This is a genomic window from Lentzea sp. NBRC 102530, from assembly GCF_030269365.1.
Taxonomy (GTDB): domain Bacteria; phylum Actinomycetota; class Actinomycetes; order Mycobacteriales; family Pseudonocardiaceae; genus Lentzea.
Genome location: NZ_BSTF01000025.1, coordinates 28,943 through 51,622 on the forward strand (window position 1 = coordinate 28,943; position 22,680 = coordinate 51,622).

General features: G+C 70.4%; 22 protein-coding genes. 9 read left to right on the forward strand and 13 right to left on the reverse strand.

Annotated features, from left to right (window positions below; genetic code table 11):
- Window positions 1-54: 54 nt before the first annotated feature.
- On the forward strand, window positions 55-459 hold the full coding sequence (locus tag QSK25_RS41035) for a GNAT family N-acetyltransferase (RefSeq protein WP_285646676.1): 405 nt from the start codon (window positions 55-57) through the stop codon (window positions 457-459).
- A 7-nt stretch (window positions 460-466) separates the two neighbouring features.
- Here the strand turns inward: QSK25_RS41035 and QSK25_RS41040 are convergent, their stop codons facing one another.
- The 3 genes from QSK25_RS41040 to zapE form a co-directional block, all read right to left on the reverse strand.
- Window positions 467-2,062, reverse strand: coding sequence for an ABC-F family ATP-binding cassette domain-containing protein (locus tag QSK25_RS41040; RefSeq protein ID WP_285646677.1), 1,596 nt, complete (start codon window positions 2,060-2,062; stop codon window positions 467-469).
- Window positions 2,063-2,111: 49 nt separating this feature from the next.
- On the reverse strand, window positions 2,112-2,357 hold the full coding sequence (locus QSK25_RS41045) for a DUF3040 domain-containing protein (RefSeq protein ID WP_285646678.1): 246 nt from the start codon (window positions 2,355-2,357) through the stop codon (window positions 2,112-2,114).
- Window positions 2,358-2,481: 124 nt separating this feature from the next.
- Window positions 2,482-3,474 (reverse strand): cell division protein ZapE, encoded by a 993-nt coding sequence (gene zapE, locus QSK25_RS41050; RefSeq protein WP_285646679.1) that lies wholly within the window; start codon window positions 3,472-3,474, stop codon window positions 2,482-2,484.
- A gap of 66 nt (window positions 3,475-3,540) precedes the next feature.
- Here zapE and QSK25_RS41055 point away from each other — a divergent pair, with 66 nt between their 5' ends.
- Both QSK25_RS41055 and QSK25_RS41060 read left to right on the forward strand, forming a co-directional pair.
- Complete coding sequence (locus tag QSK25_RS41055) at window positions 3,541-4,194, forward strand: dihydrofolate reductase family protein (RefSeq protein WP_285646680.1); 654 nt, start codon at window positions 3,541-3,543, stop codon at window positions 4,192-4,194.
- Between the two features lie 17 nt (window positions 4,195-4,211).
- Complete coding sequence (locus tag QSK25_RS41060) at window positions 4,212-5,276, forward strand: ATP-dependent DNA ligase (protein WP_285646681.1); 1,065 nt, start codon at window positions 4,212-4,214, stop codon at window positions 5,274-5,276.
- On the opposite strand, the gene QSK25_RS41065 is transcribed toward QSK25_RS41060, so the two are convergent.
- Window positions 5,273-6,139, reverse strand: coding sequence for an EamA family transporter (locus tag QSK25_RS41065; RefSeq protein ID WP_285646682.1), 867 nt, complete (start codon window positions 6,137-6,139; stop codon window positions 5,273-5,275). The genes QSK25_RS41060 and QSK25_RS41065 overlap by 4 nt on opposite strands.
- A gap of 184 nt (window positions 6,140-6,323) precedes the next feature.
- Here QSK25_RS41065 and QSK25_RS41070 point away from each other — a divergent pair, with 184 nt between their 5' ends.
- Window positions 6,324-7,820 (forward strand): alpha/beta hydrolase, encoded by a 1,497-nt coding sequence (locus QSK25_RS41070; protein WP_285646779.1) that lies wholly within the window; start codon window positions 6,324-6,326, stop codon window positions 7,818-7,820.
- Here the strand turns inward: QSK25_RS41070 and QSK25_RS41075 are convergent.
- The 7 genes from QSK25_RS41075 to QSK25_RS41105 form a co-directional block, all read right to left on the reverse strand.
- Window positions 7,769-7,912 (reverse strand): hypothetical protein, encoded by a 144-nt coding sequence (locus QSK25_RS41075; RefSeq protein ID WP_285646684.1) that lies wholly within the window; start codon window positions 7,910-7,912, stop codon window positions 7,769-7,771. The genes QSK25_RS41070 and QSK25_RS41075 overlap by 52 nt on opposite strands.
- A 283-nt stretch (window positions 7,913-8,195) precedes the next feature.
- The gene (locus QSK25_RS41080) at window positions 8,196-8,897 is read right to left on the reverse strand and encodes a DUF6319 family protein (protein WP_285646685.1); all 702 of its coding nucleotides are present in this window, start codon (window positions 8,895-8,897) and stop codon (window positions 8,196-8,198) included.
- A 122-nt stretch (window positions 8,898-9,019) separates the two neighbouring features.
- A complete protein-coding gene (locus QSK25_RS41085) occupies window positions 9,020-9,238 on the reverse strand; it encodes a DUF8847 domain-containing protein (RefSeq protein WP_285646687.1) in 219 nt (72 codons plus the stop codon).
- A 78-nt stretch (window positions 9,239-9,316) separates the two neighbouring features.
- Entirely contained in the window at window positions 9,317-10,126 is an 810-nt protein-coding gene (locus tag QSK25_RS41090; RefSeq protein WP_285646689.1) for an aminoglycoside phosphotransferase family protein, read from the reverse strand.
- Window positions 10,127-10,137: 11 nt separating this feature from the next.
- Window positions 10,138-12,546, reverse strand: coding sequence for an NACHT domain-containing protein (locus tag QSK25_RS41095; RefSeq protein ID WP_285646691.1), 2,409 nt, complete (start codon window positions 12,544-12,546; stop codon window positions 10,138-10,140).
- 31 nt (window positions 12,547-12,577) lie between these two features.
- Window positions 12,578-13,579: a non-homologous end-joining DNA ligase gene (gene ligD / locus QSK25_RS41100; protein WP_285646692.1), complete on the reverse strand. Its 1,002-nt coding sequence runs from the start codon at window positions 13,577-13,579 to the stop codon at window positions 12,578-12,580.
- Between the two features lie 9 nt (window positions 13,580-13,588).
- On the reverse strand, window positions 13,589-14,140 hold the full coding sequence (locus QSK25_RS41105) for a TetR family transcriptional regulator (RefSeq protein WP_285646693.1): 552 nt from the start codon (window positions 14,138-14,140) through the stop codon (window positions 13,589-13,591).
- 88 nt (window positions 14,141-14,228) lie between these two features.
- Here QSK25_RS41105 and QSK25_RS41110 point away from each other — a divergent pair, with 88 nt between their 5' ends.
- The 4 genes from QSK25_RS41110 to QSK25_RS41125 are packed head-to-tail and all read left to right on the forward strand — an operon-like array spanning window position 14,229 to window position 17,867.
- Entirely contained in the window at window positions 14,229-15,374 is a 1,146-nt protein-coding gene (locus QSK25_RS41110) for an acyl-CoA dehydrogenase family protein (protein WP_285646695.1), read from the forward strand.
- Between the two features lie 10 nt (window positions 15,375-15,384).
- Window positions 15,385-16,554 carry an acyl-CoA dehydrogenase family protein gene (locus tag QSK25_RS41115; RefSeq protein WP_285646697.1) on the forward strand — a complete coding sequence of 390 codons (1,170 nt, stop codon included), beginning with the start codon at window positions 15,385-15,387 and terminating at the stop codon, window positions 16,552-16,554.
- 15 nt (window positions 16,555-16,569) lie between these two features.
- Entirely contained in the window at window positions 16,570-17,310 is a 741-nt protein-coding gene (locus QSK25_RS41120; protein ID WP_285646699.1) for a MaoC/PaaZ C-terminal domain-containing protein, read from the forward strand.
- Window positions 17,307-17,867 carry a helix-turn-helix transcriptional regulator gene (locus QSK25_RS41125; protein ID WP_285646701.1) on the forward strand — a complete coding sequence of 187 codons (561 nt, stop codon included), beginning with the start codon at window positions 17,307-17,309 and terminating at the stop codon, window positions 17,865-17,867. Before QSK25_RS41120 ends, QSK25_RS41125 begins: the two co-directional genes overlap by 4 nt.
- Here QSK25_RS41125 and QSK25_RS41130 read toward each other — a convergent pair.
- A complete protein-coding gene (locus QSK25_RS41130) occupies window positions 17,864-19,654 on the reverse strand; it encodes a helix-turn-helix domain-containing protein (RefSeq protein ID WP_285646702.1) in 1,791 nt (596 codons plus the stop codon). The two genes, QSK25_RS41125 and QSK25_RS41130, sit on opposite strands and share 4 nt — an antisense overlap.
- A 370-nt stretch (window positions 19,655-20,024) precedes the next feature.
- Here QSK25_RS41130 and QSK25_RS41135 point away from each other — a divergent pair, with 370 nt between their 5' ends.
- Window positions 20,025-20,408 carry an SsgA family sporulation/cell division regulator gene (locus tag QSK25_RS41135; RefSeq protein ID WP_285646703.1) on the forward strand — a complete coding sequence of 128 codons (384 nt, stop codon included), beginning with the start codon at window positions 20,025-20,027 and terminating at the stop codon, window positions 20,406-20,408.
- A 10-nt stretch (window positions 20,409-20,418) separates the two neighbouring features.
- On the opposite strand, the gene QSK25_RS41140 is transcribed toward QSK25_RS41135, so the two are convergent.
- Complete coding sequence (locus QSK25_RS41140) at window positions 20,419-22,674, reverse strand: XRE family transcriptional regulator (RefSeq protein ID WP_285646705.1); 2,256 nt, start codon at window positions 22,672-22,674, stop codon at window positions 20,419-20,421.
- Window positions 22,675-22,680 lie beyond the last annotated feature (6 nt).

A 22,680-nucleotide genomic window follows, 5' to 3' on the forward strand; every position in this document is an offset into this window, starting at 1 on the left:
CGCCAGCGGTTCCGCCACCCGGAGATGAACACCGGGATTGCATAGCCTGGCGGTATGAAGATCCGCCGCGCCGCCTCCTCCGACGACGTGTTCGCCGCCGCGCACCTGTTCGACGCGCAGCCGTTGCCGGACGCGACCGCGCGGTTCCTGGCGCAGGATCACCACCACCTGCTGATCGCGTACGTCGGCGAGGAGCCGGCCGGGTTCGTGTCCGGGATCGAGACCACGCACCCGGACAAGGGCACCGAGATGTTCCTCTACGAGCTCGGGGTGGACGACGCGTTCCTGCGCCGCGGCATCGGAACGGCGCTGGTCGAGGCGTTGAAGGCGGTTGCGGTGGAACGGGGTTGCTACGCGATGTGGACCGGCACCGCCGCGGGTGACGCGGCGGCGCAGGGCACCTACGCGAAGGCCGGCGGAACCGTCGGCGAGGGCGCGTTCGTGTCCTGGGAGCTCTAGGTCGTGTCTAGGTCCAGACCGGCTCGTCCACTTCGGACACCTGGCCGTCCGCCCGGAAGTGCAGGAACCGGTCGAACGACTTGGCGAACCACCGGTCGTGCGTGACGGCGACGACCGTGCCCTCGAAGTCGTTCAGCGCGTTCTGCAACGCCTCCGCCGACGCGAGGTCGAGGTTGTCGGTCGGCTCGTCGAGCAGCAGCAACGTCGCCCCGGACAGCTCCAGCAGCAGGATCTGGAACCGCGCCTGCTGGCCGCCGGAGAGGTTCTCGAACCGCTGGTCGCCCGCGTGGTGCAGGCCGTAGCGCTGCAACACCGACATGGCCGCGCCCCGGTCCTTGCCCGCGCGCCGGCCCTCGCCGTGCCAGAGGATGTCCACGAGCGTGCGGCCGAGCCACTCCGGGTGTTCGTGCGTCTGCGCGAACAGGCCGGGCACGACCCGTGCGCCGAGCTTCCAGTCGCCGGTGGTCCTGACGGTGTCCCCGCCGAGCAGCCGCAGGAAGTGGCTCTTGCCGGAGCCGTTCGAGCCCAGCACCGCCACCCGGTCGCCGAAGAAGATCTCCTGCGAGAACGGTTGCATGAGCCCGGTCAGTTCCAGCTGCTCGCACGTGATCGCGCGCACGCCCGTACGGCCGCCCTTGAGCCGTGGGCTGACCTTCTCGTCCGTGGGGATCTCCGGCGGCGGACCCGCTTCTTCGAAGCGTTGCAGCCGTGCGGCCATCACCCGGTACTTGGGTGCCATCGACTCGTAGTACTTCGCCTGCTGCTGGAGGGTCCGCACGAGTTCCTTGAGGCGTTCGTGCTCCTCGTTCCAGCGGCGGTGGTCTTCCTTGAGCTTGTCGATGCGTTTGGTGCGCGCGTCGTGCCACGTGCCGAACGAGCCGGGGTGCGTCCACGCGGAGTGCGCCTCGACCGTGACGACGTGCGTGGCGGCGTTGGCGAGCAGCTCCCGGTCGTGGCTGATGACGAACACGGCCTTGTCGGTGGCTTTGAGGCGTTCTTCGAGCCAGCGCTTGCCGGGCACGTCCAGGTAGTTGTCGGGCTCGTCGAGCAGCAGCACCTGCTCGTGGCCGCGCAGCAACGTCTCCAGCACCAGCCGCTTCTGCTCGCCGCCGGAGAGCGTCCGCACCTCGCGGAACCGGGCCCGGTCGTACGGCAGCCCGAGCGCGGCGACGGTCACGGTGTCCCAGAGGACCTCGACGTCGTACCCGCCGGCCTCGCCGTAGCCGGTCAGGGCGTTGGCGTAGCGCATCTGGGCGGCTTCGTCGTCGGTGTCCATCAACGCCAGTTCGGCGTCGTCGAGTTCGCGCGCCGCGTTCCGGAGTGCTTCGGGCGCCACGGACAGCAACAGGTCCCGCACCAGGCTCTCGTCCCGCACCGAACCGATGAACTGCGGCATCACCGCCAGCCCGCCCTGCACGTGCACGCTGCCCTGCTTCGGGGTGAGCTCGCCCGACAGGATCCGCTGCAACGTCGTCTTGCCGACGCCGTTCGCGCCGACGAGCGCGACCACGGTCCCGCCGCTCACCTTGAACGAGACGTCGCGGAACAGCTCCCTGCCATCGGGCAGGGCGTACGCGAGCCCGTTCGCCTCCAGATACCCCACGCCGGAGATGGTCGGGGAACCGCGGGCCCCGGCGCCAGCGAGTTTCCGGCTACCTCAGGCGCAGCGGGTACCTGCGGAACACCAGCACGCCGGCGGTCACCAGCAGGCACTGGAAGGCGGGGCCGAACGCGCCGATCACGGTGAGCAACACCGTCAGGCCGCCGAAGACGAGCAGGAGGGAGTAGAACAACCACGGCCGCACCTGGCGGTTCATGGTGCGGGCGAGTCTGGGCTCGTCCGCCAGCAACCGCTGCTCGATCTCCTCGAGGGAGCGGCGTTCGGCTTCACTCAGCATGGATGCCTCCGGAAGACGTCGGGACGTCATCATTCCCGCCCGCCACACAGTGGATACTCGAACGCCGCCGGAGTCAAACTCGCCTTTTCCCCACCTCACACCACCGGAGCAGGCCGAAGATCGCTCACTGACGGCTCAGCGCCACCAGCCGCGACACCGCCCGCAGGTACTTCTTGCGGTAGCCGCCGCGCAACATCTCCTCGGTGAACAGCTCCGACAGCGGCTGCCCCGACACCGCGACCGGGATGTCGCGGTCGTAGAGGCGGTCGCCGAACGCCACGAGCCGCAGGCCGACGTTCTGGTCGGGCGCGGGCTTGACGTCCTTGAGGTGCACGGCCGTGACGCCGTCGAGCAGCCTGCCGTACTTCGACGGGTGGATGCGGGCCAGTGCCGTGCACAGCTCGTCGAAGTCGTCGAGCGTCGAGCCGTCCGTGGTGGAGGCCCTCACCATCAATTCACCCTCTGACATCGGTGAGGGGGCGTCAGGCAGGCCGCGGTGGCGGTAGTCGGGGCCGTCGACGCGGACGACGTCGAACCTCGACGACATCGACTGGATCTCGCGCAGGAAGTCGGCGGCGGCGAAGCGGCCCTCGCCGAGCTTGTCCGGCAGGGTGTTGGAGGTGGCGGCGACGTGCACGCCGTGCGCCGTCAGTTCCTTGATCAGGCGGGTGACGAGCATGGTGTCGCCGGGGTCGTCGAGTTCGAACTCGTCGATGGCGAGCAGCTTGTGCGCGGACAGGCGCTTCACGGCCTCGGGGAACGTGAGGACGCCGACGAGGTTCGTCAGCTCGACGAACGTGCCGTACGCCTTGGGACCCGGCACGGCGTGCCAGAGCGAGGCGAGCAGGTGGGTCTTGCCGACGCCGAACCCGCCGTCGAGGTAGAGGCCGAGCTTGCCGGGTTCGTCGTCGCGGGAGCCGAACAGCGACCACTTCCTGCGCTTCACGCTGACCCGCGCGGCGAACAGGCGGCCGGCCTCGACGGCGGCGGCCTGCGACGGCTCGTCCGGGTTCGGGATGTACGTGTCGAAGCTGACGGAGCCGAACCTCGGCGGCGGTACCAGGTTCTCGATCAGTTCGTCGGGGCTGACCTGGGGATCCCGGTCGGACAAGCGCATGCCGGGAGCTTATCGGCGTGGTGGGATGGCTCGGTGGAGATGTTGTGGCCCTCACCGGGCGTTGAGATGACCGACACAGCCCTGGCGTCGCTGTACGACTACCCGCCGGACCGGACGTGGGTGATCGCGAACTTCGTGTCCAGCGTGGACGGCGCGGTCTCCGTCGACGGCCGGTCGGCCGGGCTGGGGTCGGCCGCGGACCGGCAGGTCTACCTGCTCGGGCGGGAACTCGCCGACGTCGTGCTGGTCGGCGCCACGACCGTGCTGGTCGAGGGCTACCGGGGCGCCAGGCGGGACCGGCCGCTGCCGATCGCCGTCGTCACGTCGCGCGGGTCGCTGACGCCGGACCTGCCGCTGTTCACCGACACCGCCGTGCCGCCGATCGTGATCACCACCGAGGCCGCGGACGTGCCGGACCTGCCCGCCGACGTGATCATCGCCGGCGAGACCGAGGTGGACCTGGAGGTGGCGGTGGACGCCCTCGCGGCGCGCGGCCTGCACAAGATCAACCTTGAAGGCGGTCCCAGGCTGTTCGGGTCGATGGTGGCCGAGGGCCTGGTCGACGCGCTGAACCTGACGGTGGCGCCGGTGCTCGCGGTCGGGGACTCCGCGCGGATCGCACACGGCGCCGTGGTCCCGCCGGTGGACCTCGCGCTGGCTTCGGTGCTGCGCGCGGACGACGTGTTGTTGTTGCGGTACCAGCGGCGGAATTCCAGCTGAAGAGGCAGGATGTGCGCGTGGACCTACCGCTGACACCGCCGCTGCAGCCGATGCTCGCCACCGCGGTGGACGGGATCCCGGACGACGCGAACCTGTTCTTCGAACCGAAGTGGGACGGGTTCCGGTGCGTGGTGTTCCGCGCGGGCGACGAAGTGTTGTTGCAGTCGCGCAGCGGCAAGCCGCTCAACCGCTACTTCCCCGAGGTCGTCGCGTCCATGCTGGACGTGCTGCCCGACCGCGTCGTCGTCGACGGCGAACTCGTGGTGGCGAAGAACGAGGAGCTGGACTTCGACGCGTTGTCCGAGCGGATCCACCCGGCGGCCTCGCGGGTGGCGTTGCTGTCCGAGTCGACGCCGGCCACGTTCGTCGCGTTCGACCTGCTGGCCCTCGGGTCCGACGTGCTGCTGGAGACGCCGACGGTCGCGCGGCGCGAGAAACTGCTCGGGTTGCCGGGGCTCAGCATCACGCCCGCGACGACGTCGGTCGAGACGGCGCGGCAGTGGTTCACGCTGTTCGAGGGCGCCGGGCTCGACGGCGTGATGGGCAAGCCGTCGGACGGGCCGTACACGCCGGGCAAGCGGTCGATGATCAAGGTGAAGCACGCGCGCACCGCCGACGTCGTGCTCGCGGGACTGCGCTGGCACAAGGACACCGAGCCCGGCACGGCGGTCGGTTCGTTGCTGCTCGGCGTCTACGACTCGAACGACGTGCTGCACCACATCGGCGTGTGCGGGTCGTTCAAGGCGGCCGAACGCCGTGAGCTGGCCGCCGAACTGGCGCCGCTGATCACCACCGGCGACGACCACCCGTGGGCGAACCCCCAGCAGGGGCAACGGATTCCCGGCGAGATCAACCGGTGGCGCGGCAAGCAGGCCGAGTACGTGGCGTTGCGTCCCGAACGGGTGCTGGAGATCCACTACACCCAGACCGAGGGCGAACAGCCGGTGCGGTTGCGGCACAACGGCCAGTTCGCGCGGTGGCGGCCGGACCGCGAACCGCTGTCGTGCCGCTACGACCAGCTGGAGATCCCGGCTCGTTACGACGTGGCGTCCGTGCTGAAGGGCGAGCTGCGGGCCCGTTAGACGTCGGGCTTGGCCGTGCGCGTCGACCCGATCGACGCGATCACCACGCAGCACACGGCGACCCATTGCGCCGGTTTGAGCTGCTCGCCGAGCAGCAGCAGTCCGGCGACCGCGGCGACGACCGGTTCCATCGACATCAGGATGCCGAACACGCGCGGTGGCATGCGCCGCAACGCCTCCAGCTCCAGCGAGTACGGGATCACCGACGACATCAACGCGACCGCGAACCCGGCCGCGAGGATCAGCGGGTCGAGCATCGCCGTCCCCGCCGAGGTGATCCCGAACGGCAGCGCGATCACCGCCCCGACCACCATCGCGAGCGCGAGGCCCTGGCCGTCGCTCGTCTGGCTGCCGAGCTTGGCCGTCACGAGGATGTACCCGGCCCAGCACGCGCCCGCCGCGAGCGCGAACAGCACGCCCGTCCACAACAGACCGCCCTGGAACCCGGTCAGCAGCACCACTCCCGCGCCCGCGAGCACCACCCACAGGCCGTCGAGCCAGCGCCGTGACCCCGCGACGGCCACCGCGAGCGGTCCGAGGAACTCGATCGTGACGGCGGCGCCCAGCGGGATGCGGGCCAGCGCGGCGTAGAAGCAGAGGTTCATCGCGGCGAGCACCACGCCGTAGACGGCGACGGTGATCAGCGTGCGGTCGAACCTGATCTTCGGACGCCAGAGCGCGACGAGGATCAACGCGGCCATGACCAGGCGCAACGTGACGGTGCCCGCCGAGCCGGCGACGGTGAAGAGCTGCTTCGCGAACGCCGCGCCGACCTGCACGCTGACGATGCCGAGCAGCACCAGCGCCGTCGGCGGGACGCCGCCCAAGAGGCGTGCGGCGGGGAGCCGATCAGCGTGAGCCATGCGTCCATCCTGTCTCACCGTGTCCAGTCGAAAAGGACGGGTCGTGAAGGTGAGCGGAGGCGCGAAGGGCACTTCTCGACTCACCTTCAGTTCACCTTCCGCGTGCGAGGCTCGGCATCTCGGAGTGTGGATGAGAGTGAGGAAATCTGTGCGTCGCGCTGCCTTGGCCCTACTGGCAGTGAGCATGCTGAGCGCGTGCACCGCGGGTCCGTCGATCCGGCCGGTGATCGCGGTCAAGGGCGAGGAGAACCAGCCCGTCGACCAGAGCGCGCTCGCCGGGCCGCAGCCCGTGCCCCCGCTGGGCGAGTACAAGGCCAGTTCGCTGCCTTGGACCCAGTGCAACGAGCAGATGAAGGACCGCTTCGGTGACACCGCTCCCCAGGGTGACCTGAAGTACGAGTGCGCGCGCATGACGACCGTGCTCGACCCGCCCGGACGTCCCGGCCGCGGCACGCTCGGCCTCGCGCTGACCCGCGTCGGCACGGGCAAGAGCGCGCTGGTCGTCGTCACCGACCCCGGCGGTGAGCCCGGCACGCTGAAGGCCGCGCGGCTCGCGGCGTCGTTGCCGAAGGAACTCCTCACCACCTACACGATCATCGGCGTGGACCGGCGCGGCACGGGCCGTTCGGACGGCATGTCGTGCGTGCCGAACGCCACCCGCGCGCAACTCGTCGAGTACGACCCGGCCGAGCCCGAGCAGTCGAACCTCGTGGTCGCCGCGGGCGAGGCGTCGCAGGAGTGCGTGCTCGACCTCGAAGGCAGGCTGACGGCGTTCGACTCGTGGCGCGCGGCCGCCGACCTCGAACGACTGCGCGAGATGCTCGGCACCGAACGCCTCAACGCGATCGGCGTCGGCGAGGGCTCGCGGGTGATCACGACCTACGCGCAGCGCTACCCGGCCCGCATCGGCCGCACCATCCTCGACGGCGCCCCCGACCCCGCGCTGGACCAGGTCGGCGTGCTGGAGTCGCGCGCGATCGCGGCCGAGGCGACGTTCGACGCGTTCGCCCGGGACTGCAAGACCCGCGGCTGCGCGCTGGCCAACCCGCGTGAGGACGTCGCCGCCCTGCTCACGCAGCTGCGGACCAACCGGGTGCGCGGCGAGTACGTCGACCTCACGCCCGGTTCGGCGTTGAACGCGATCGTCGAGGGCCTGTCCGACCGCGGCCGCTGGCCCGCGCTCGCCGACGCCGTCGTGAAGGCGCGCGGCGGTGACGCCGCCGGGCTGTTCGCGTTCCTCGACCCGGTGGTCAACGACCTCGACGAGAACCCGCCGCGCTTCGACGCCGGTCTGATCATCGGCTGCAACGACACGGCCACCCGCATCCCACCGGACCGGGTGAAGGCGCTCACCGCCGACTGGGCGACGAAGCACGCGATGTTCGGTGCGCTGTTCGCCCGTCAGCTGCTGCACTGCAACCCGTTCGTGCCGCCCAAGGCGGAGAAGGTCGACCCGTTGAAGAGCGCGCCGCCGGTCGTCGTGCTGAGCACGGCCAACGACGCGACGACCCCCGCGCCGGGCACCGAGCACGCGGCGCAGCGGCTGCCGGGGGCGGCACTGGTGGCGTGGCAGGGCAGCGGGCACGGCGCGCTGGGGACGTCCGGGTGCGCCACGACGGCGGCGCGGGACTACCTGATCGACGCGAAGGTGCCGTCGAACGGCACCGTCTGCCCGCCCTGATCGGGGTCTGCGGCGTCCGGCTCTCGCGGGTCGGGCACCGCTTCGGGCTGTTCGTGCCGGAAGTCGCGGTTGTCCCGGTAAACGATCTTCATGTCTGGAAGGTCGTCCCACGGCCGGGTTTGGTTACGAAAGGGCGGGGAGCCCGCCTGGCTCCCCGCCCGAAAAACCGTGTCAGCAGCCGGAACAGCAGCCGCAGCCGGGACCCGTGCACCCGGAACAGCACCCACACGTACCCATCAGGGCCTCCCCGTACTCCAAGCCGGACCTGCGCGGGACCTCCGCACGTTCCACGGTCCGCCCCGCCACAACCCCTGGGAACCCCTCTCACCCGAACGCGTGGGGACAACCACCGGGGCGTCGCAGCCCGTGATGCCGCTACGCGCCCAGCTCCTCCAGAGCCTTCTGCGCGGCCTCCAGTTCGGCCCGCAACTGCTCCACCCGGGCGAGCTGCTGAGCACGCGCCGCGTTCAGCACGCCCTCGACGATCTCCGCGACCTCGGGCGCGAGCAACTTCGACGCCTGCGCCACGGCGGCGGGCGGCACCGGCGTCGGCTTGACCGTCCGGCGGGTGCCTTGGAGCACCTCCACGGCCCACTCGCCCTCGCCGGTCGTCACGAGCGTGATCGTGACCTCGGGGAAGGTGGCCTTCGCCTGCTGCTTGCGCGCGGGCTTCGGCGCGGGCGCGGGCGCCTGCTCGGCGGGAGCGGCCGCGGGTGCGGGTTTCGGCTTGGGGGCCGCGGGCTTCACCGGCGCCTCCGGAACGTAGGGGTGGATGATCTCAGTCTCTCGCGGCGCCTCCACCGGCGCAGGCGGCGGGGTCGCCGGCTTCTTCCGGGGCGGCGGCTTGTCCAGCGTCAACTCGGTCGGGGACAGGAACATCTCGTCCTTCGAGCCCGTCGGCCGGACCTGGATGAAATCGCCCTCGGGAGGATCGGTGACGGCCAGCAGCTTGGCCGACCTGCCCTCCTCCATGCCGACCGCGGCCGCCGTGAACCACACCATCGGCTGACTGCCTTCGTCCAACTGCGAGCGCAGGTTGACGACGTCCTCCGCCGACAGCCCGCTCTTCTTCGCCATCGCGCTGCCTCCCCGTTCGAACACCTGTGCCCCAGCATGCCCTACACCCCCGACAATTCCGATGACAGGGTGGGCAGCAAGATCATCTAGGGCGTGGGAGCGCTCTCACGACTCCTCGGCTGTCACGACTCTTCGGCGCGCTCGACCTCTTCGGCCCGCAGGCGGTACTCACACCCGTACTCGACCGCGTACGACAGGTCGTACACGTGCACGATCTTGGGCCCGCCGTGCAGGTGCACGTACGTCACCGTCTGCTTGGGGTCCTCCGGCGTGGACGGCAGCGAATCCACCCTGCCGTCGAGGGGACCGCCGACGTACCGCACCACGTAAGGCTGCGTCATGAGCGACCTCCTCTCGCGTTTCGTCCATTCTACGGAGTGGCCCGCCAGATCCATCACCGATACAACCGGTTGGCTCACTCACCCTCCGAACCACCGCTCCGCGAGTTCCTCGAACGTGTCGCCTTCCGGCATCTTCCGCAGGTAGACCGGCATGTTCGAGTAAACGTGCAACAGCGCGTACGCCATCACCCTCCGCGGGTCCGGCACCCGCCCGTACCCCTCGACCAACGCCCGCCAGCACGCGCGGTCGCCTTTCGTCACGAACAGCCCGGCACTCGCGAACTCGTACTCGAACGCCCCGCGCATGGCCGGCTCGAAGTCGAACAATCCGCTGATTTTCCCGTTCCGCCACAACAGATGCGCGCTCATCACCTCGGTGTGCAACAACACCGGCTGCGCGTCCCCGAACTCCACCCCGTCCAGGAACTGCGGAATCCGCTCCAGCCACTCGTCTTGCAGCCCACGCTTCCGTTGCAACTCAACACATCCGGCCCGCTGCCTCCGCACGAACGCCGCCCAGTCCCCCGGCCCGAGGACGTGCGGCGCCTTGACGGCGTGGAGTGTTCTGAGCATCTCTCCGACCTGCCGGCTGACCTCGACGTCCGGCGTTTCGGGCTCTTCCCCGTGCAGCCGCGACATCAGCACGTACGCCCAGTCGTCCAGCAACCCGGTGGCGTGCAGTTCCGGAGTCGGCAACTTGCCTTGCAACGCCTCCATCACCGCGGCTTCCACAGGTGCCTCGTCGTGGTACTCCGGCGGGAACAGCTTCAGCACCAACTCGTCCCCGATGGCGAAGACGGGCAACGAGCCGTCCTCGAACCGGCGCACGTCGCCGCGCAGCCCCAACCTGTCGCGGTACGACTCGGCGTCCTGAAGCGTTGGATCCACGCCGCCGATCCTCACCGATCGGGGTCGACGAACGCCACCTCTCCCCGTCCCCACCTCTCCAGCAGTTCCCGAACGGGCTGAACCTCTTCGGAGTCGCCACACCGTTCGGCGAGGCGCGAGGCCAACTCAGGACTGGGATCGGCCGGAATCGCCTCGATCATGGCCCCGAACGCGACGATCTCGGGCTCGAACCAGTCGGTCGGGACACCTCTGAGCCGCACGATCTCGGGCACCACGGAGGCAGGAATCGGCAGCACGTCCTCCCACCTCTCCAGCAGGTAGCTGAACACCAAGAACTTCGTCGCCCCGTCAGCCCACGCCTTGACCGCTGGTCCTGGCAGGTAGCCCGGAAGCGGCGGCAGCCGGGTGTACATCAGCGACTTGGTCCCGTATTGTTTGGCGAACGCCGAGAGCGTCACGTTTCCATGCCGCACGTCTCCCAACGCCACCTCGTACGCGACGAACGGATCCGCGACCATCTTCCCGGCACCCCAGCGGAGATCGGTTCCCGGTTCGGCCGCGGTGCGGGCCAGCACAGCACGTGCCACCCGCTCGACCCGCTCTTCCTTCACCAGGAGAACCTCCCGCAGCGCACGGTGGAGACCCGCGTCGCCGGTCCGGCCCAGCACCGCGAACGCGGCCTCCAGCAAAGCCTCCGTCGTGCTCCGGAGCAGGTTGTTGTGCGCCGTGAAGGTGGTCAGGAAAGTGGTGACCGTGAGCATCTCGTGCCCGTGCTCCAAGAACAACCGGACACATGTGTCAGCACCGTCCACCTGATGCATGTCGTAGAGCTGCAAAGCGATCTGGGGCACGACCTGGCTCTGGAAGGTCAAGATCATCGGCAGCAGCCGGTCGACGATCTTCTCCGGGGTCGAACAGGTCCGAAGCACGTAACAAGCCGTGTAGTACTCCATGAACGTCCGGTGCGTGAATCCGAATCGCCGCTCCCCGTCCATCGACGTGTCGACCTGTGTCAGCACCCAAGCCCGTTCGGCGCAGTAGTCCAGGAACTCCTGTGCCTGCTGGTGATAAGACTGCGCGCCTTCCTCCTCGCGCTCCCGCAGGTGAGCGACCACGAGGCGTTCCAACGTCTTCTCGCCCTCGTCGCCGCGCCCGTCCAGGTCGAAGAAGAAGTGCTGGGCCAGTTCCTGCACCAGGAACTTCGCCAGCTTCACCGAGCGGATCACCGAAGGCACCTGGCTGATGGCGTCCCACCGCACCAGCATCAGCTCAGAGCATTCGCGGTAGACGTCAGCGGTGTTCTCCGGGATGTACCCCTCGCTCTGGTACAGCATGCACAGCAGCGACAGCATCAACGGGTTGGACCGCAGATCGCGCAAGTGCTCGCTGTCGTAGAGGAATCCCTGGATCCGGCTCTCCGCGTGCACCAGCGCGAACCAGGTCCGGACGTAATGGACGACCTGCACCGGGTTGAAGTCCGGCAATCGGTAGGCCGGAAACCTCGTGGCGTCGAGCGGTGCGACCGGATAGCTCTCCTGCCGACAGGTCACCACGATCCGCGCCAGCGGGAACCGTGCCGCGAACGCCTCGATCGCCGTCACCGCCGAGCGCCGCGCCTCGATGTCACCGACCTCGTCCAGGCCGTCGAAGACCACCAACGCCTCACCCGCGTCCAACAGGTCGGCGATGTGTTGTCGCGACTCGACGCGCTGTGTCACCGGCCCCAGTTCCCTGGCGATGATCGTGACGAAGTCGTCCGCCAGCTTCTGGTGTTGCTTGAGCTGCACCAGCAACGGCACGGGCTCCGCCAGGCGCAGGAGCCGGCGGATGAACGTGCTCTTGCCCGCGCCGGGGTTGCCCACCACCGCGAACCGGCGGTCGCGCACCTCGTCCTCCGCGGCCGGGTCGTCCCCGAGCAGCAGCGTGCGCGGGACGTAGATCTGGTCGATGCGGAACCGGAAGTCCGCCTTCGAGTGCGGCATGACCATGCGGTCGTACTTGGCCGCCATGGCCGCCCGGATCACCTCGCCCGCCGCCCGTGACTCGGCACGCCGCCCCAGGTCGACCGCGAGGCCCAGGCGTTCGGTGATCGGGCGGTCCGGGCCCGTCACCTTGATGCGGATGCGGTCGCGGGCGTCGACCGTGCGGAACGGCGCGTTCCGGGAAATCACGTCCCACAGGGAGGCAGCGAAGTCGGCGGACTGCGGGGTCTCGCGGCGCACGGCTCGTTGGAACTCGCGGCGGAAGGCCTCGGCCAGCTCCGCGCGCTCGGCGGTCTGGTGGAACTTGCCTTCCTCGGTGTGTTCGAGCTGGCAGAGCAGTTCGAGCAGGGACGCGCAGTCGCGCCCGCGCAGGTAACCCTCGATCCGACGGCGGAGCACCGAGGACATCGGTGTGTGGGAAGCCCAGGACAGAGCGGTCTCGGCCAGGTCCGCCACGACGGTCGCGATCGCTGTCACGCAGACAGGATCGGCCCCGAACGGTCGGCTGTTACTCCTGCTTGCGGGCCCGGGAGGGCTGCACGCGCAGCGGCTCGCCCGGCATCTTCGGGTAGTCGGGCGGGTACGGCATCTCGCCGCGCGGGTCCGCCGCGTACCACTCCAGCAGGGTCTCCAGGCCGAACGCCTCCGAGTCCAGCCCCGAGTGCAGGGTGCCGCGTTCCTCCAGCATCTTCGGCACGGTCAGGACGTCGAAGTCGTCGGGGTCCACAGAGGACAGTTCGTCCCAGGTGACCGGCGTGGAGACGGTGGCGCGCGGGGTGCCGCGGACCGACCAGGCCGAGGCGATGGTGCGGTCGCGGGCCGCCTGGTTGAAGTCGATGAAGACGCGTTCCCCGCGTTCTTCCTTCCACCAGGCCGAAGTGGCGAGGGAAGGTGCGCGGTTCTCGACCTCGCGGGCCAGGGCGATCACGGCGTGGCGGACGTCGATGAAGTCCCAGTCCGGGCGGATCCGGACGGCCACGTGGATGCCTCGGCCACCGGAGGTCTTCGGGTAACCGGTCAGGCCGGCATCCGCAAGCACCTCGCGCAGGACGAGAGCGACACGGGCGGCGTCGGAGAAGTCGGTGCCCGGTTGCGGGTCCAGGTCGATGCGGAGCTCGTCCGGGTGGTCGACGTCGGGACGGCGGACCGGCCACGGGTGGAAGTCGAAGGTGCCCAGGTTGGCCGCCCACACGATGACGGCCTCGGAGGTCGGGCAGATCTCGTCGGCCGGGCGGCCCGACGGGAACTTCACCTGCACCGTCTCGACGTAGGAAGGGGCGCCCTTGGGGACGCGCTTCTGGTAGAACGCCTCGCCCTCGACGCCGTCGACGTAGCGCTTGAGCACCACCGGGCGGTCGCGCAGCACGGCCAGCAGGTGAGGCGCCACGGTGCGGTAGTACTCGACCACCTGGCCCTTGGTGATGCCGCGCGCGGGGAAGTACGGCTTGTCCGGGTTGGACACCCGCACCAGCTGGTCACCGACCTCTAGCTCGATCGCCTTGGAAGCCACGCCAGCACACTAAAGGCCCCGCACGAACGCCGCGAGCGCCAGTTCGAAGCTGTCGCGGTCGAGTTCGCGGGCGACGCCCGGCAGGAGGTGGGCGCGGTCGAGGTGCGGGTAGCGGTCCGAGTAGTCGGCGGGGTCCGAGGAGAAGCCGCTGGAGAACGAGCTCAGGGCCGAGCCGAACACGATGTACATCAGGCCCGCGGCGATCATCGTGGCCTCGCGGCGGGACCAGCCGGCGTCGACCAGCGCGCCGTGGAGCAGGTCCAAGCGTTGCAACGACTCGGCCCGGCCGGCCGGGCCGTAGGCGAGGAAGGGCACGATGTTCGGGTGTGAGGAGAGCGCCGCACGGTACGAGCGCGCGCACCGCAGCAGGCCTTCCCGCCAGTCGACGGCGAAACCGGACACGTCGACGGTCGAGAGCACCGACGAGGCGATGTCGTTCAGCAGCTGGTCCTTGGTGCGGACGTGGCCGTACAGGGACGCCGCCTGCACGCCCAGCTCGGCGGCGAGCTTGCGCATCGACAGGCCGTCGAGACCGTCGCGGTCGATGATGGCCAGAGCCACCGACCTGATCCGATCGGGGCTCAGCAAAGGGGTGCTCGGCCGGGGCATGTGAGTTAACCTAACACTGTTCGGTTAGTCGGGAGGGCCTGTGGATCTAACGCTTTCGGACGAACACCGGCAGCTCAGGGAGCTGGCCCGGCGGTTCACCGACGACCGCATCGTGCCGCACGCGACGCGCTGGGACCGCGAGGAGGCCATCGACAGGGACTTGCCGGAGAAGCTCGGCGAGGTCGGTTTCCTGGGCCTGGGCGTCGACGAGCGCTACGGCGGCAGCGGCGGTGACAACCTCGCCTACTGCCTGGTCCTGGAGGAGATCGCGAGAGGCGACAGCGCGGTCAGGGGCATCATCTCGGTCTCGCTGGGGCTGGTCGCGATGTCGATCGCGAAGCACGGCACCGAGGAGCAGAAGCAGCGCTGGCTCCCCGGACTCACGGCAGGTACGCAGGTCGGCTGCTTCGCCCTCACCGAACCCGGCACCGGCAGCGACGCGGGCAACCTCACCACCAAGGCCACCAGAACGGCCACCGGCTACCGCATCAACGGCCGCAAGGTCTTCATCACCAACGGCACGTGGGCCGACGTGGCGCTGGTGTTCGCCCGCACCGGCGGTCCCGGCCCGCGCGGCATCTCCGCGTTCCTGGTCCCCACGGACGTGCAGGGCTTCCAGGCCACCGAGATCAAGGGCAAGCTCGGCATGCGCGGCCAGGCCACCGCCGAGATCACCCTCGAGGACGTCGAGGTCGGCGAAGACGCCCTGCTCAGCGAGCAAGGCTTCAGACTCGCGATGGGCGCCCTCGACAAGGGCCGCATGTCCGTCGCGGCGGGGTGCGTCGGAGCGGCGAGAGGCGCTCTCGAAGCAGCGCTCCACTACGCCAAGGAACGCGAGCAGTTCGGCAAGCCCATCGCGGGCTTCCAGCTCGTCCAGGAACTCCTCGCCGACATGGCCGTGGAGACCGACGCCGCCCGTCTCCTGACGTGGCGCGTCGCCGACCTGGCCGACCGCGGCGAACCCTTCGGCACCGAGGCCAGCATGGCCAAGCTGTTCGCCAGCGAGGCCGCCGTCAAGGCCGCGAACAGCGCCATCCAGGTCTTCGGCGGTTACGGCTACATCGACGAGTACCCGGTCGGCAAGTACCTGCGGGACGCCCGCGTCACCACCCTCTACGAGGGCACCAGCCAGATTCAGAAACTGCTCATCGGTCGCGCGCTCACGGGCGTGAACGCGTTCGCCTGAAAGGAAAGCAATGGACTTCACGCTCGACGCCGAGCAGAAGGAGATCCGCGACTGGGTGCGGACCTTCGTGCGCAAGGAGATCGTCCCGCTGGAGCCCGAGGTGCTGCGCCGCGAACGCGCCGGCCAGCCGGGCCTGAGCCGAGACGAGCTGAAGGCGTTGCAGGACAAGGCCAAGCAGGCCGGGTTCTTCGGCGTCCTCACGCCGCAGGAGTACGGCGGCATGGGCCTCGGCGCGATGATGACCGCCCTCATCGAGGCCGAGCTGGGCCGCAGTTTCGTCCCGTTCCGCTTCGGCGGCTACGCGGACAACATCCTGTTCCACGGCAACGAGGAGCAGAAGCAGCGCTACCTGCTGCCGACGATCTCCGGCGAACGCGTCTCCTGCTTCGCGATCACCGAACCGGGTGCCGGCAGCGACGCCAAGGCCATCCGCACGTCCGCGGTCCGCGACGGCGACGAGTGGGTCATCAACGGCGAGAAGACGTTCATCACGCAGGGCAACGAGGCCGACTTCGTCATGGTGTTCGCCGTGACGGACAAGGAGAAGGGCGCCGACGGCGGCGTCACCTGCTTCCTCGTCGACCGCGACATGGGCTGGAAGTCCGAGCCCATCCCGACCATGGGCCAGTGGGGCCCGGCGGCGCTGGTGTTCGACAACGTCCGCGTGCCGCACGAGAACATCCTCGGCGAGGAGGGCAAGGGCTTCCACCTCGCCATGCAGTGGATCGGCCAGGGCCGCTACCTGCTGCCCGCCCGCGCGCTCGGCAGCGTCGAGCGGCTGGTCGAGATGTCCATCGAGCAGGCCAAGAACCGCGTCACGTTCGGCCAGCCCATCGCCGAGTACCAGGCCATCCAGTGGATGATCGCCGACTCCGCGGTCGAGATCGAGGCGTTGCGCTGGCTCGTGCTGCACGCCGCGTGGCTCGTCGACCAGAAGCAGGACTCGCGGCAGGCGCAGTCGATCGCGAAGCTCTACGGCGGCATCAAGGCCAACGAGATCGTCGACCGCGTGCTGCAGATCCACGGCGGCATGGGCTACACCCGTGAGCTGCCGATCGAGCGCTGGTACCGCGAACTGCGGCTGCTGCGCATCTACGAGGGCACCGACGAGATCCAGCGCCGCACGATCGCCCGCAACCTGCTCAAGGGCCACGCGAACGTGCGCGGCACGCTCGGCTAGTCCTATCTTGGGGAAGTGCTCGATCACGGAATCCTCGGCGTCGTCGAACGACAGGTCCGCACCTGGTCGGAGGACGACGCCGAGGTGTACGCGGAGGCCGTCGGCGGCTACTCTCCCGCGTTCGCGATCCCGTTGCTGCAGCACGGCGGCCCGCAGCTCGGCCTGACCGGCGCCGACATGACCCGGGTCCTGCACGCCGAACAGTCGTTGTGGCTGCACGGCGAACTCCCGCGGCACGGCTCCACCGAGGTCACGAAGACCGTCACCGCGATCCACGACAAGGGCTCCGGCGCGCTCGTCGTCAGCGAATGGGCGTCTCGGCACGCCACCACCAGGTCGTCGTGCTTCGTCAAGGGAGAAGGCGGTTTCGGCGGCGACCGGGGCGAGACGCGCAGGTTCACCGTGCCGGACACCCGCCCGGAGACGAGCTTCTTCCCGACGACCCCGGACCAGGCAACCCGGTACAGCAGGACCGGCGACGTCAACCCGATGCACCACGACGAGGCGTTCGCGCGGAGAGCCGGGTTCGCCGAACCCATCCTGCACGGCCTGTGCACGCTCGGGATCACCGTGGCGTTCCTGGAGTTCACCGAGCTGCACGCCCGTTTCACCGCCCCCGTCACGCCCGGCGACGAACTGCGGATCGAACGCTGGCCCACCGGGGAGTTCCGCACGTCGGTCGGCCGGACCCAGGTGCTGATCGGTTCGGTTTTCCGAAGTGGACCTCCGGGAAAAGCTCGCACGATCGGGGCATGAGTAGTGCCCTGGCAGCCGTGGACGCCGGAATCGAACCGGTGCGCGTGGCGGTGGAGTCCCGTGACCTGATCAGCGCGGCCGGTGTGACGCACCTGCTGAAGACCTCGCCACGGGTGCGGGTGGTGCAGGACCGCTCGGACGCGCACGTGCTGCTGGCCCTGGTGAACGAGCTGTGCGCGCAGCAGGCCGCCCGGCTGCGCGCGTCGGGGTCGGCGAGGATCGTGGTGATCGCGGCCCGCGTGCACGACCTCACCCCGTCGATCGCGGCCCAGGCCGGGCTCGCGATCCCGTTGCGGCGCGCGGACGTCAACGCCGAACGGCTGGTCAAACTCCTCGTCGGCGGCCAGGCCGTGCAGGACCGCGCGGCCGTGCTGAACGACCGCGACCTCCAGCTGCTCAAGCTCCTCGCCGACGGCGCGACGATCGCCGAGGTGGCGGCCCGGCTGTTCTGCTCGGAACGCACCGTCAAGTACGCGCTGCACCAGCTGCTGGAACGGTTCGGGCTGCGCAACCGGGTGCACGCCGTCGCGTGGGCGTTGCGGTCGGGCCTGCTCTAACGGCCGAAGACGGAGGAGAGCTGCACCCGCCTGCTGATCCCGACCTTGCGGTAGACCCGGGTGAGGTGCAGTTCGACGGCGCGCTGGGTGACGCCGAACCGTTCCGCGATCACCCGGTTCGTCTCGCCTTCGAGCACCAGCGAGACGATGCGCGACTCGTGCGGCGTCAGCTTCTCCCACGCCGCCGAACGCAACGGCCGTCGCGGTGCCACGAGCGCCGCCCGCGCCCGGTCCACCAGCTCCGCCACGCCCGCCCGTTCGGCGTCGGCCAAAGCGGACCGCGCGGCGCCGAGCGCGAGGTGCATGCGAGCCCGTTGGTGCAGCAGCACCGTGCACGCCCACGCCGGTGGCAGGTCTCCCGTGTAACCGAGGCGCACCAACATCTCCCGCGCCTCGCCCGGCCGTCCGTCGTCCACACAGGACGCCACGAACGCGGCCGCCCCCAACGCCACGCAGCCCCGTGCGGGCGACGCCTGGGCGAGATCGCGCATCAGCCGCGCCACCACGGCGTGCTCGTCGAGCCGGGCCCACATCTCCCACGCCGTCAGCCAGTCCTGCTCCGCGCCGACGAGCCGGGCCCGCAGCCGCGGCAGGAACTCGAGCAGCACCCGCGCCGAACCCCGGTGCAGCAGCGCGAGTCCGGCCAGCGCGAGCGCCGGCACCACGCGGGGGCCGTCCGCGGGCAGGTCCCGCAACGCCTGTTCCGGGTCCGCGGGCACCTCCGGCGGAGCCCCGACGCCCAGCACGTCCTCGTCGCACTGCCAGTCGAGGACCACGGCGGCGACCCAGTCCCCCGCGACGCCCTGCTGCCGGGCCAGCTCGCCGGCCCGCGGCGGGATGCCGCAGCGCAGGTGGAGGTCCGCCATCCCCACCGCCACCCGCGCCGCGATCTCGGCGCTCTGCGGCTCGCGCAGGGCGGCCCGCAGGCACCGGGCGGCCAGCTCGGCCCGTCCGGCGGCCCGGTGCAGCCGTGCGGCGTCGTGCAGCACAGGTGCCACCCAGTGCGCGCCCACGGGTTCCGCGCACGCCACCACGTGCTCCGCGACGGCGGCCGGTGGGTCACAGCGCCGGTGCAGCACCTCCGACGCCGCGCGGTGCAGCCGGTCGCGCGCCTCGGGCGTCATCTCGTGCCGGATCGCGTGTCCGAGCGCCGGTGACTGGACCCGCATCGGCTCTCCCACGGCCAGACGGGTGTCCACGAGCCGTTCGAACGCGGCGAGCGCACGCAACGACGCGAGCCCCGCGACCTCACCCAGCACGTCCAGCGACGCGGTACCCAGCACAGCCAGCGCCCGTGCGACGGCCACGGCGTCCGCGTCCAGCACCTCCCAGCTGCGCCGCACGGCCCGCAACAGCCGCGGCAGCCGCAGTCCCGGCAACGCCCCCGGCAACGCCGCCACGTCTTGGACGGCCTCCAAGACGTCGCTGAGCACGCCGGGCGCGCCCCCGCTGTACTCCAGGCACGCGGCCGCGAGCTCCGGCGAGACCTCGGCGTCGAACCGCCGCCGGATCATCTCCGCCACGTCCTGCGCGCCGATCGGCCGCAACGGCACCCGCACGGCGCCCACGACCGCCAGTTCGTCGGGATCGCAGTCCCCCGCGAGCACGACCGCGCCCCGGAAACGCGCGAGCCGGTCGGTCTCCTCCGCGCTGAGCCGCTCGGCGTCGTCCACCACGAGCACGGTGTGCCTGTCGGCCCCGCTCAACGCCCGCACACCGCGCACCGGCCGCAACCCGCTGCGCACCGCGATAGAAGATGCAACGGAAAGCAATGCGCTCTTCCCCATACCAGTTGCACCATGCACAACGCACGAGCGAGCGCCAGCGCCGATCGCGTCCGTCAGGGCGGTGATCTCCCGCTCGCGGCCCACGAGCAGGTCACCGGCCCTGCGCACGGCGGTCCCGACGAGGCCGGGGCGAAGTGGGGCAACCATGTCTCCCAGCAAATCGCGCGCGGACCGGCAGGACCACGCAGAAGCACCGGCAGAAGTTCCGCAGGTCTGCCCAAACGCACAGCGCGGCGGCACGAACCGAGACACGAGAACGCGAAAACCATTCGACCAATCAATTGGTAATCGACAGCTCGGATCCATGAACCATTTCGGCGCTCATTACGTGATTCCTTGAGTACACCGGCGAACACTTCAGGGAGTCCCGATGCGGGTCGCGTCACGCACCGTCTTCGACTTCGTCCGGCCCGACGGTTCCACCGCCCCGGTCGAGACCGAACTGATCTACCAGGCAGAAGACCCGTTCGCGGTCACCATGCGGTTCCACGCGGGCGGCACGGTCGCCACCTGGGTCATGGGCAGGGACCTGGTCACGGAGGGCATGAGCATGAGAGCCGGCGACGGGGACGTGCGGCTGTGGCCGGTGTCGAGCCGGGTGCTGCGGCTCGAACTCGTCTCCGACCGGCACGTCACGGTGTTCCGGCTGCCGTCGGTGACGCTGCGGAAGTTCCTCGACGCGGCCTACCGGCTGGTGCCGCCGGGCACGGAGCGGTTCGACGCCGACGCGTTCCTGAGCACCGTTTTGCGCTGACCGCGTTCCCTCACGCCCCGGCGAGCCGCTCCCGCACGTCGGCGGCGATGTCCCGGGTGACGTCGGTGTCCCACCGTTCGCAGGCGGCGAGCGCGTCGCGCAGGTGCCGTTGGCGCGCGGTGCGGTCGTGGCGTGCCTCGGCGTTGGCGGCGAGTTCGCGCAGGATCTCGATCTCGGCGAGGCCGTCGCCGATCACCCGGAACTCCGCGAGCGCGTGGCCGAGGTCCTCGTCGGACGCGTCGAGCCGGTCCGCCGCGCGGTGGGCGAGGCCGCGGTGCCAGCGGGTGCGGGCGAGCCACGACGCCATCCGGGCGCGCCGGTAGACGTCCTCGGCCTCCGTCAGCGCCGCGACGGCGTCGTCCGGCCTGTCGACGTCTATCAGCGCGAGGCCGAGCCATCCGAGCGTGCGGCCCAGTGCGGAGAGTTCGTAGATGGAGCCGGCGTAAGCACGTTGGTGCTCGGCGACCTGCTCGTGCGCGGTCACGGCCGCGATCGGGCGGTTCATCAGGCGCCACAACACCCCGAGCACCGAACGCGCGTAGTGCTCGTCCTTCGGTTCGCGCATCGAGTCGACGGCCTTGAGGCACACGCGTTCGGCGTCGTCGAAGTGGCCGAGGCCGCTGTGCGCGGCGGACGCGATCAGCCAGATCCAGCCGAGGTGCCCCGTCTCGCCCGAGGTCTCGGCGATCCGGGCCGCGCGGGTGAGCACCTCCAGTGCCGGGCCGGGGGCGTGGGCGACGTCGAACAGCGCCCAGCCGAGCTGGCCCAGCACGACGACCTCCTGCCACGGCTCGCGGGCGGACGCGAGGGCGAGGCGGTAGACGCGTTCCCAGACCAGGCCCGGTTCGATGGCGGAGTAGTGCGAGAGGGCGATCACCGCGCCGGTCACGTCGTCGTGCAGGCCGCGGGCCTGGGCCCGTTCGACGATCTCGGGCAGCAGGTCGCGGTGGTCGTCCAGCCAGCGCCGGCCCGTCGCCACGTCGGGGAAGGGCTGGTCCCCGGCGGTGACGCGGCGTGCGTCGCCCGTCTGTCCGAAGAGGACTCCCGCCGCGGTCGTCCGCCGCAGCAGCCAGGCGAGCATCCTGCGGTCGGCGTCGTCGTCGGTGGTGTCGATCAGGCCGTGGGCGAACGTCCGCACCAGGCCGTGCATCGCGTACCCGCGGTCGTCGGGGTCGAGCAGGCTGACGTCGGCGAGCTCCTCCAGCGCCCGTTCGGCCTCGGCCGCCGGGATCGCGGCCAGTTCGGCGGCGAGGCCGGGGGTGACGTGCGCACCGACGAGCAGGCCGAGGCGCCGGAACACCAGCCGCGCGGTCTCGGGCAGGTGGGCGAGCGACACCTCGAACGCGCCGCGCACGTCCAGGTCACCCGCGGTGAGCGCGGCCAGCCTGCGTTCTCGGATCTGTTCCAAGAGGTGGCGCAGCGGCCAGCCCGGGCGGCTGGCGAGGCGGTTGCCCGCGATCCGCAGCGCGAGCGGCGACATCCCGCACAGCCGCACGAGGTCCAGCGCGGCACCGGGGTCGGCCGCCACCCGCTCCGCGCCGACGATGGACGCGAGCAGCTCGGTCGCGCACGATTCGGTGAGGCCGCCGAGCCGCACCCGGGTCGCCCCGGCCAGTCCGGCCAGGCGCCGCCGGGACGTCACGATCGTGAGGCAGCCCGAGTCCGCTTGAAGCGCGCGGACCTCCTCCTCTGTGCTCGCACCGTCCAGCACGAGCAGCAAGCGTTTGCCAGCCACCAACGACCGGTAGAGGCGCATCTGGCCGTGTGCGTCCTCCGGCACGTGTTCCGCCGGTACTCCGAGGTCCTTGAGCAACCGCTGCAACGGCCGTGCGGACCCCTCGACGTCGATGAACAACTGACCGTCCGGAAAGCGCCCCTCCAACAGATGCGCAGCCCTCACGGCGAGGCTCGTCTTACCGGTGCCGGCAACCCCATGGACGACCACGAGCCCATGCGGCGTCTTCGCGATGGCGTCGAGTTCGGCGTCACGCCCGATGAGGTCCGCGACGTACATCGGCACCGACCAGACCGGACTGGCCTGCGTGACCCGTCCCGTCCGGGCGAGCCGGCGCAACTCGGCCCGGTCGCCCTCGTCGAGCCCCAACGCGTCCAGCAACGCCTCGGTGGTGCGGCGCTGCGGCGACCGCGCCCGCCCGCGTTCCATGTCGCTGATCGCGCGCACGCTCACGCCGGACCGATCGCTGAGCTCCTCCTGGCTGAGCCCGGCGTTCCTGCGGTGCTGCACGAGCCGGGCGCCGAACATCATGCGACA

Bases quoted from the DNA above. Each gene is read 5' to 3' on its own strand.
- QSK25_RS41035 (WP_285646676.1), top strand. From the start codon at position 55: ATGAAGATCCGCCGCGCCGCCTCCTCCGACGACGTGTTCGCCGCCGCG.
- QSK25_RS41045 (WP_285646678.1), bottom strand. From the start codon at position 2,357: ATGCTGAGTGAAGCCGAACGCCGCTCCCTCGAGGAGATCGAGCAGCGG.
- zapE (WP_285646679.1), bottom strand. From the start codon at position 3,474: ATGCGCTTGTCCGACCGGGATCCCCAGGTCAGCCCCGACGAACTGATC.
- QSK25_RS41055 (WP_285646680.1), top strand. From the start codon at position 3,541: ATGACCGACACAGCCCTGGCGTCGCTGTACGACTACCCGCCGGACCGG.
- QSK25_RS41065 (WP_285646682.1), bottom strand. From the start codon at position 6,139: ATGGCTCACGCTGATCGGCTCCCCGCCGCACGCCTCTTGGGCGGCGTC.
- QSK25_RS41070 (WP_285646779.1), top strand. From the start codon at position 6,324: ATGCTGAGCGCGTGCACCGCGGGTCCGTCGATCCGGCCGGTGATCGCG.
- QSK25_RS41075 (WP_285646684.1), bottom strand. From the start codon at position 7,912: ATGAAGATCGTTTACCGGGACAACCGCGACTTCCGGCACGAACAGCCC.
- QSK25_RS41080 (WP_285646685.1), bottom strand. From the start codon at position 8,897: ATGGCGAAGAAGAGCGGGCTGTCGGCGGAGGACGTCGTCAACCTGCGC.
- QSK25_RS41085 (WP_285646687.1), bottom strand. From the start codon at position 9,238: ATGACGCAGCCTTACGTGGTGCGGTACGTCGGCGGTCCCCTCGACGGC.
- QSK25_RS41115 (WP_285646697.1), top strand. From the start codon at position 15,385: ATGGACTTCACGCTCGACGCCGAGCAGAAGGAGATCCGCGACTGGGTG.
- QSK25_RS41125 (WP_285646701.1), top strand. From the start codon at position 17,307: ATGAGTAGTGCCCTGGCAGCCGTGGACGCCGGAATCGAACCGGTGCGC.
- QSK25_RS41130 (WP_285646702.1), bottom strand. From the start codon at position 19,654: ATGGGGAAGAGCGCATTGCTTTCCGTTGCATCTTCTATCGCGGTGCGC.
- QSK25_RS41135 (WP_285646703.1), top strand. From the start codon at position 20,025: ATGCGGGTCGCGTCACGCACCGTCTTCGACTTCGTCCGGCCCGACGGT.
- QSK25_RS41140 (WP_285646705.1), bottom strand. From the start codon at position 22,674: ATGATGTTCGGCGCCCGGCTCGTGCAGCACCGCAGGAACGCCGGGCTC.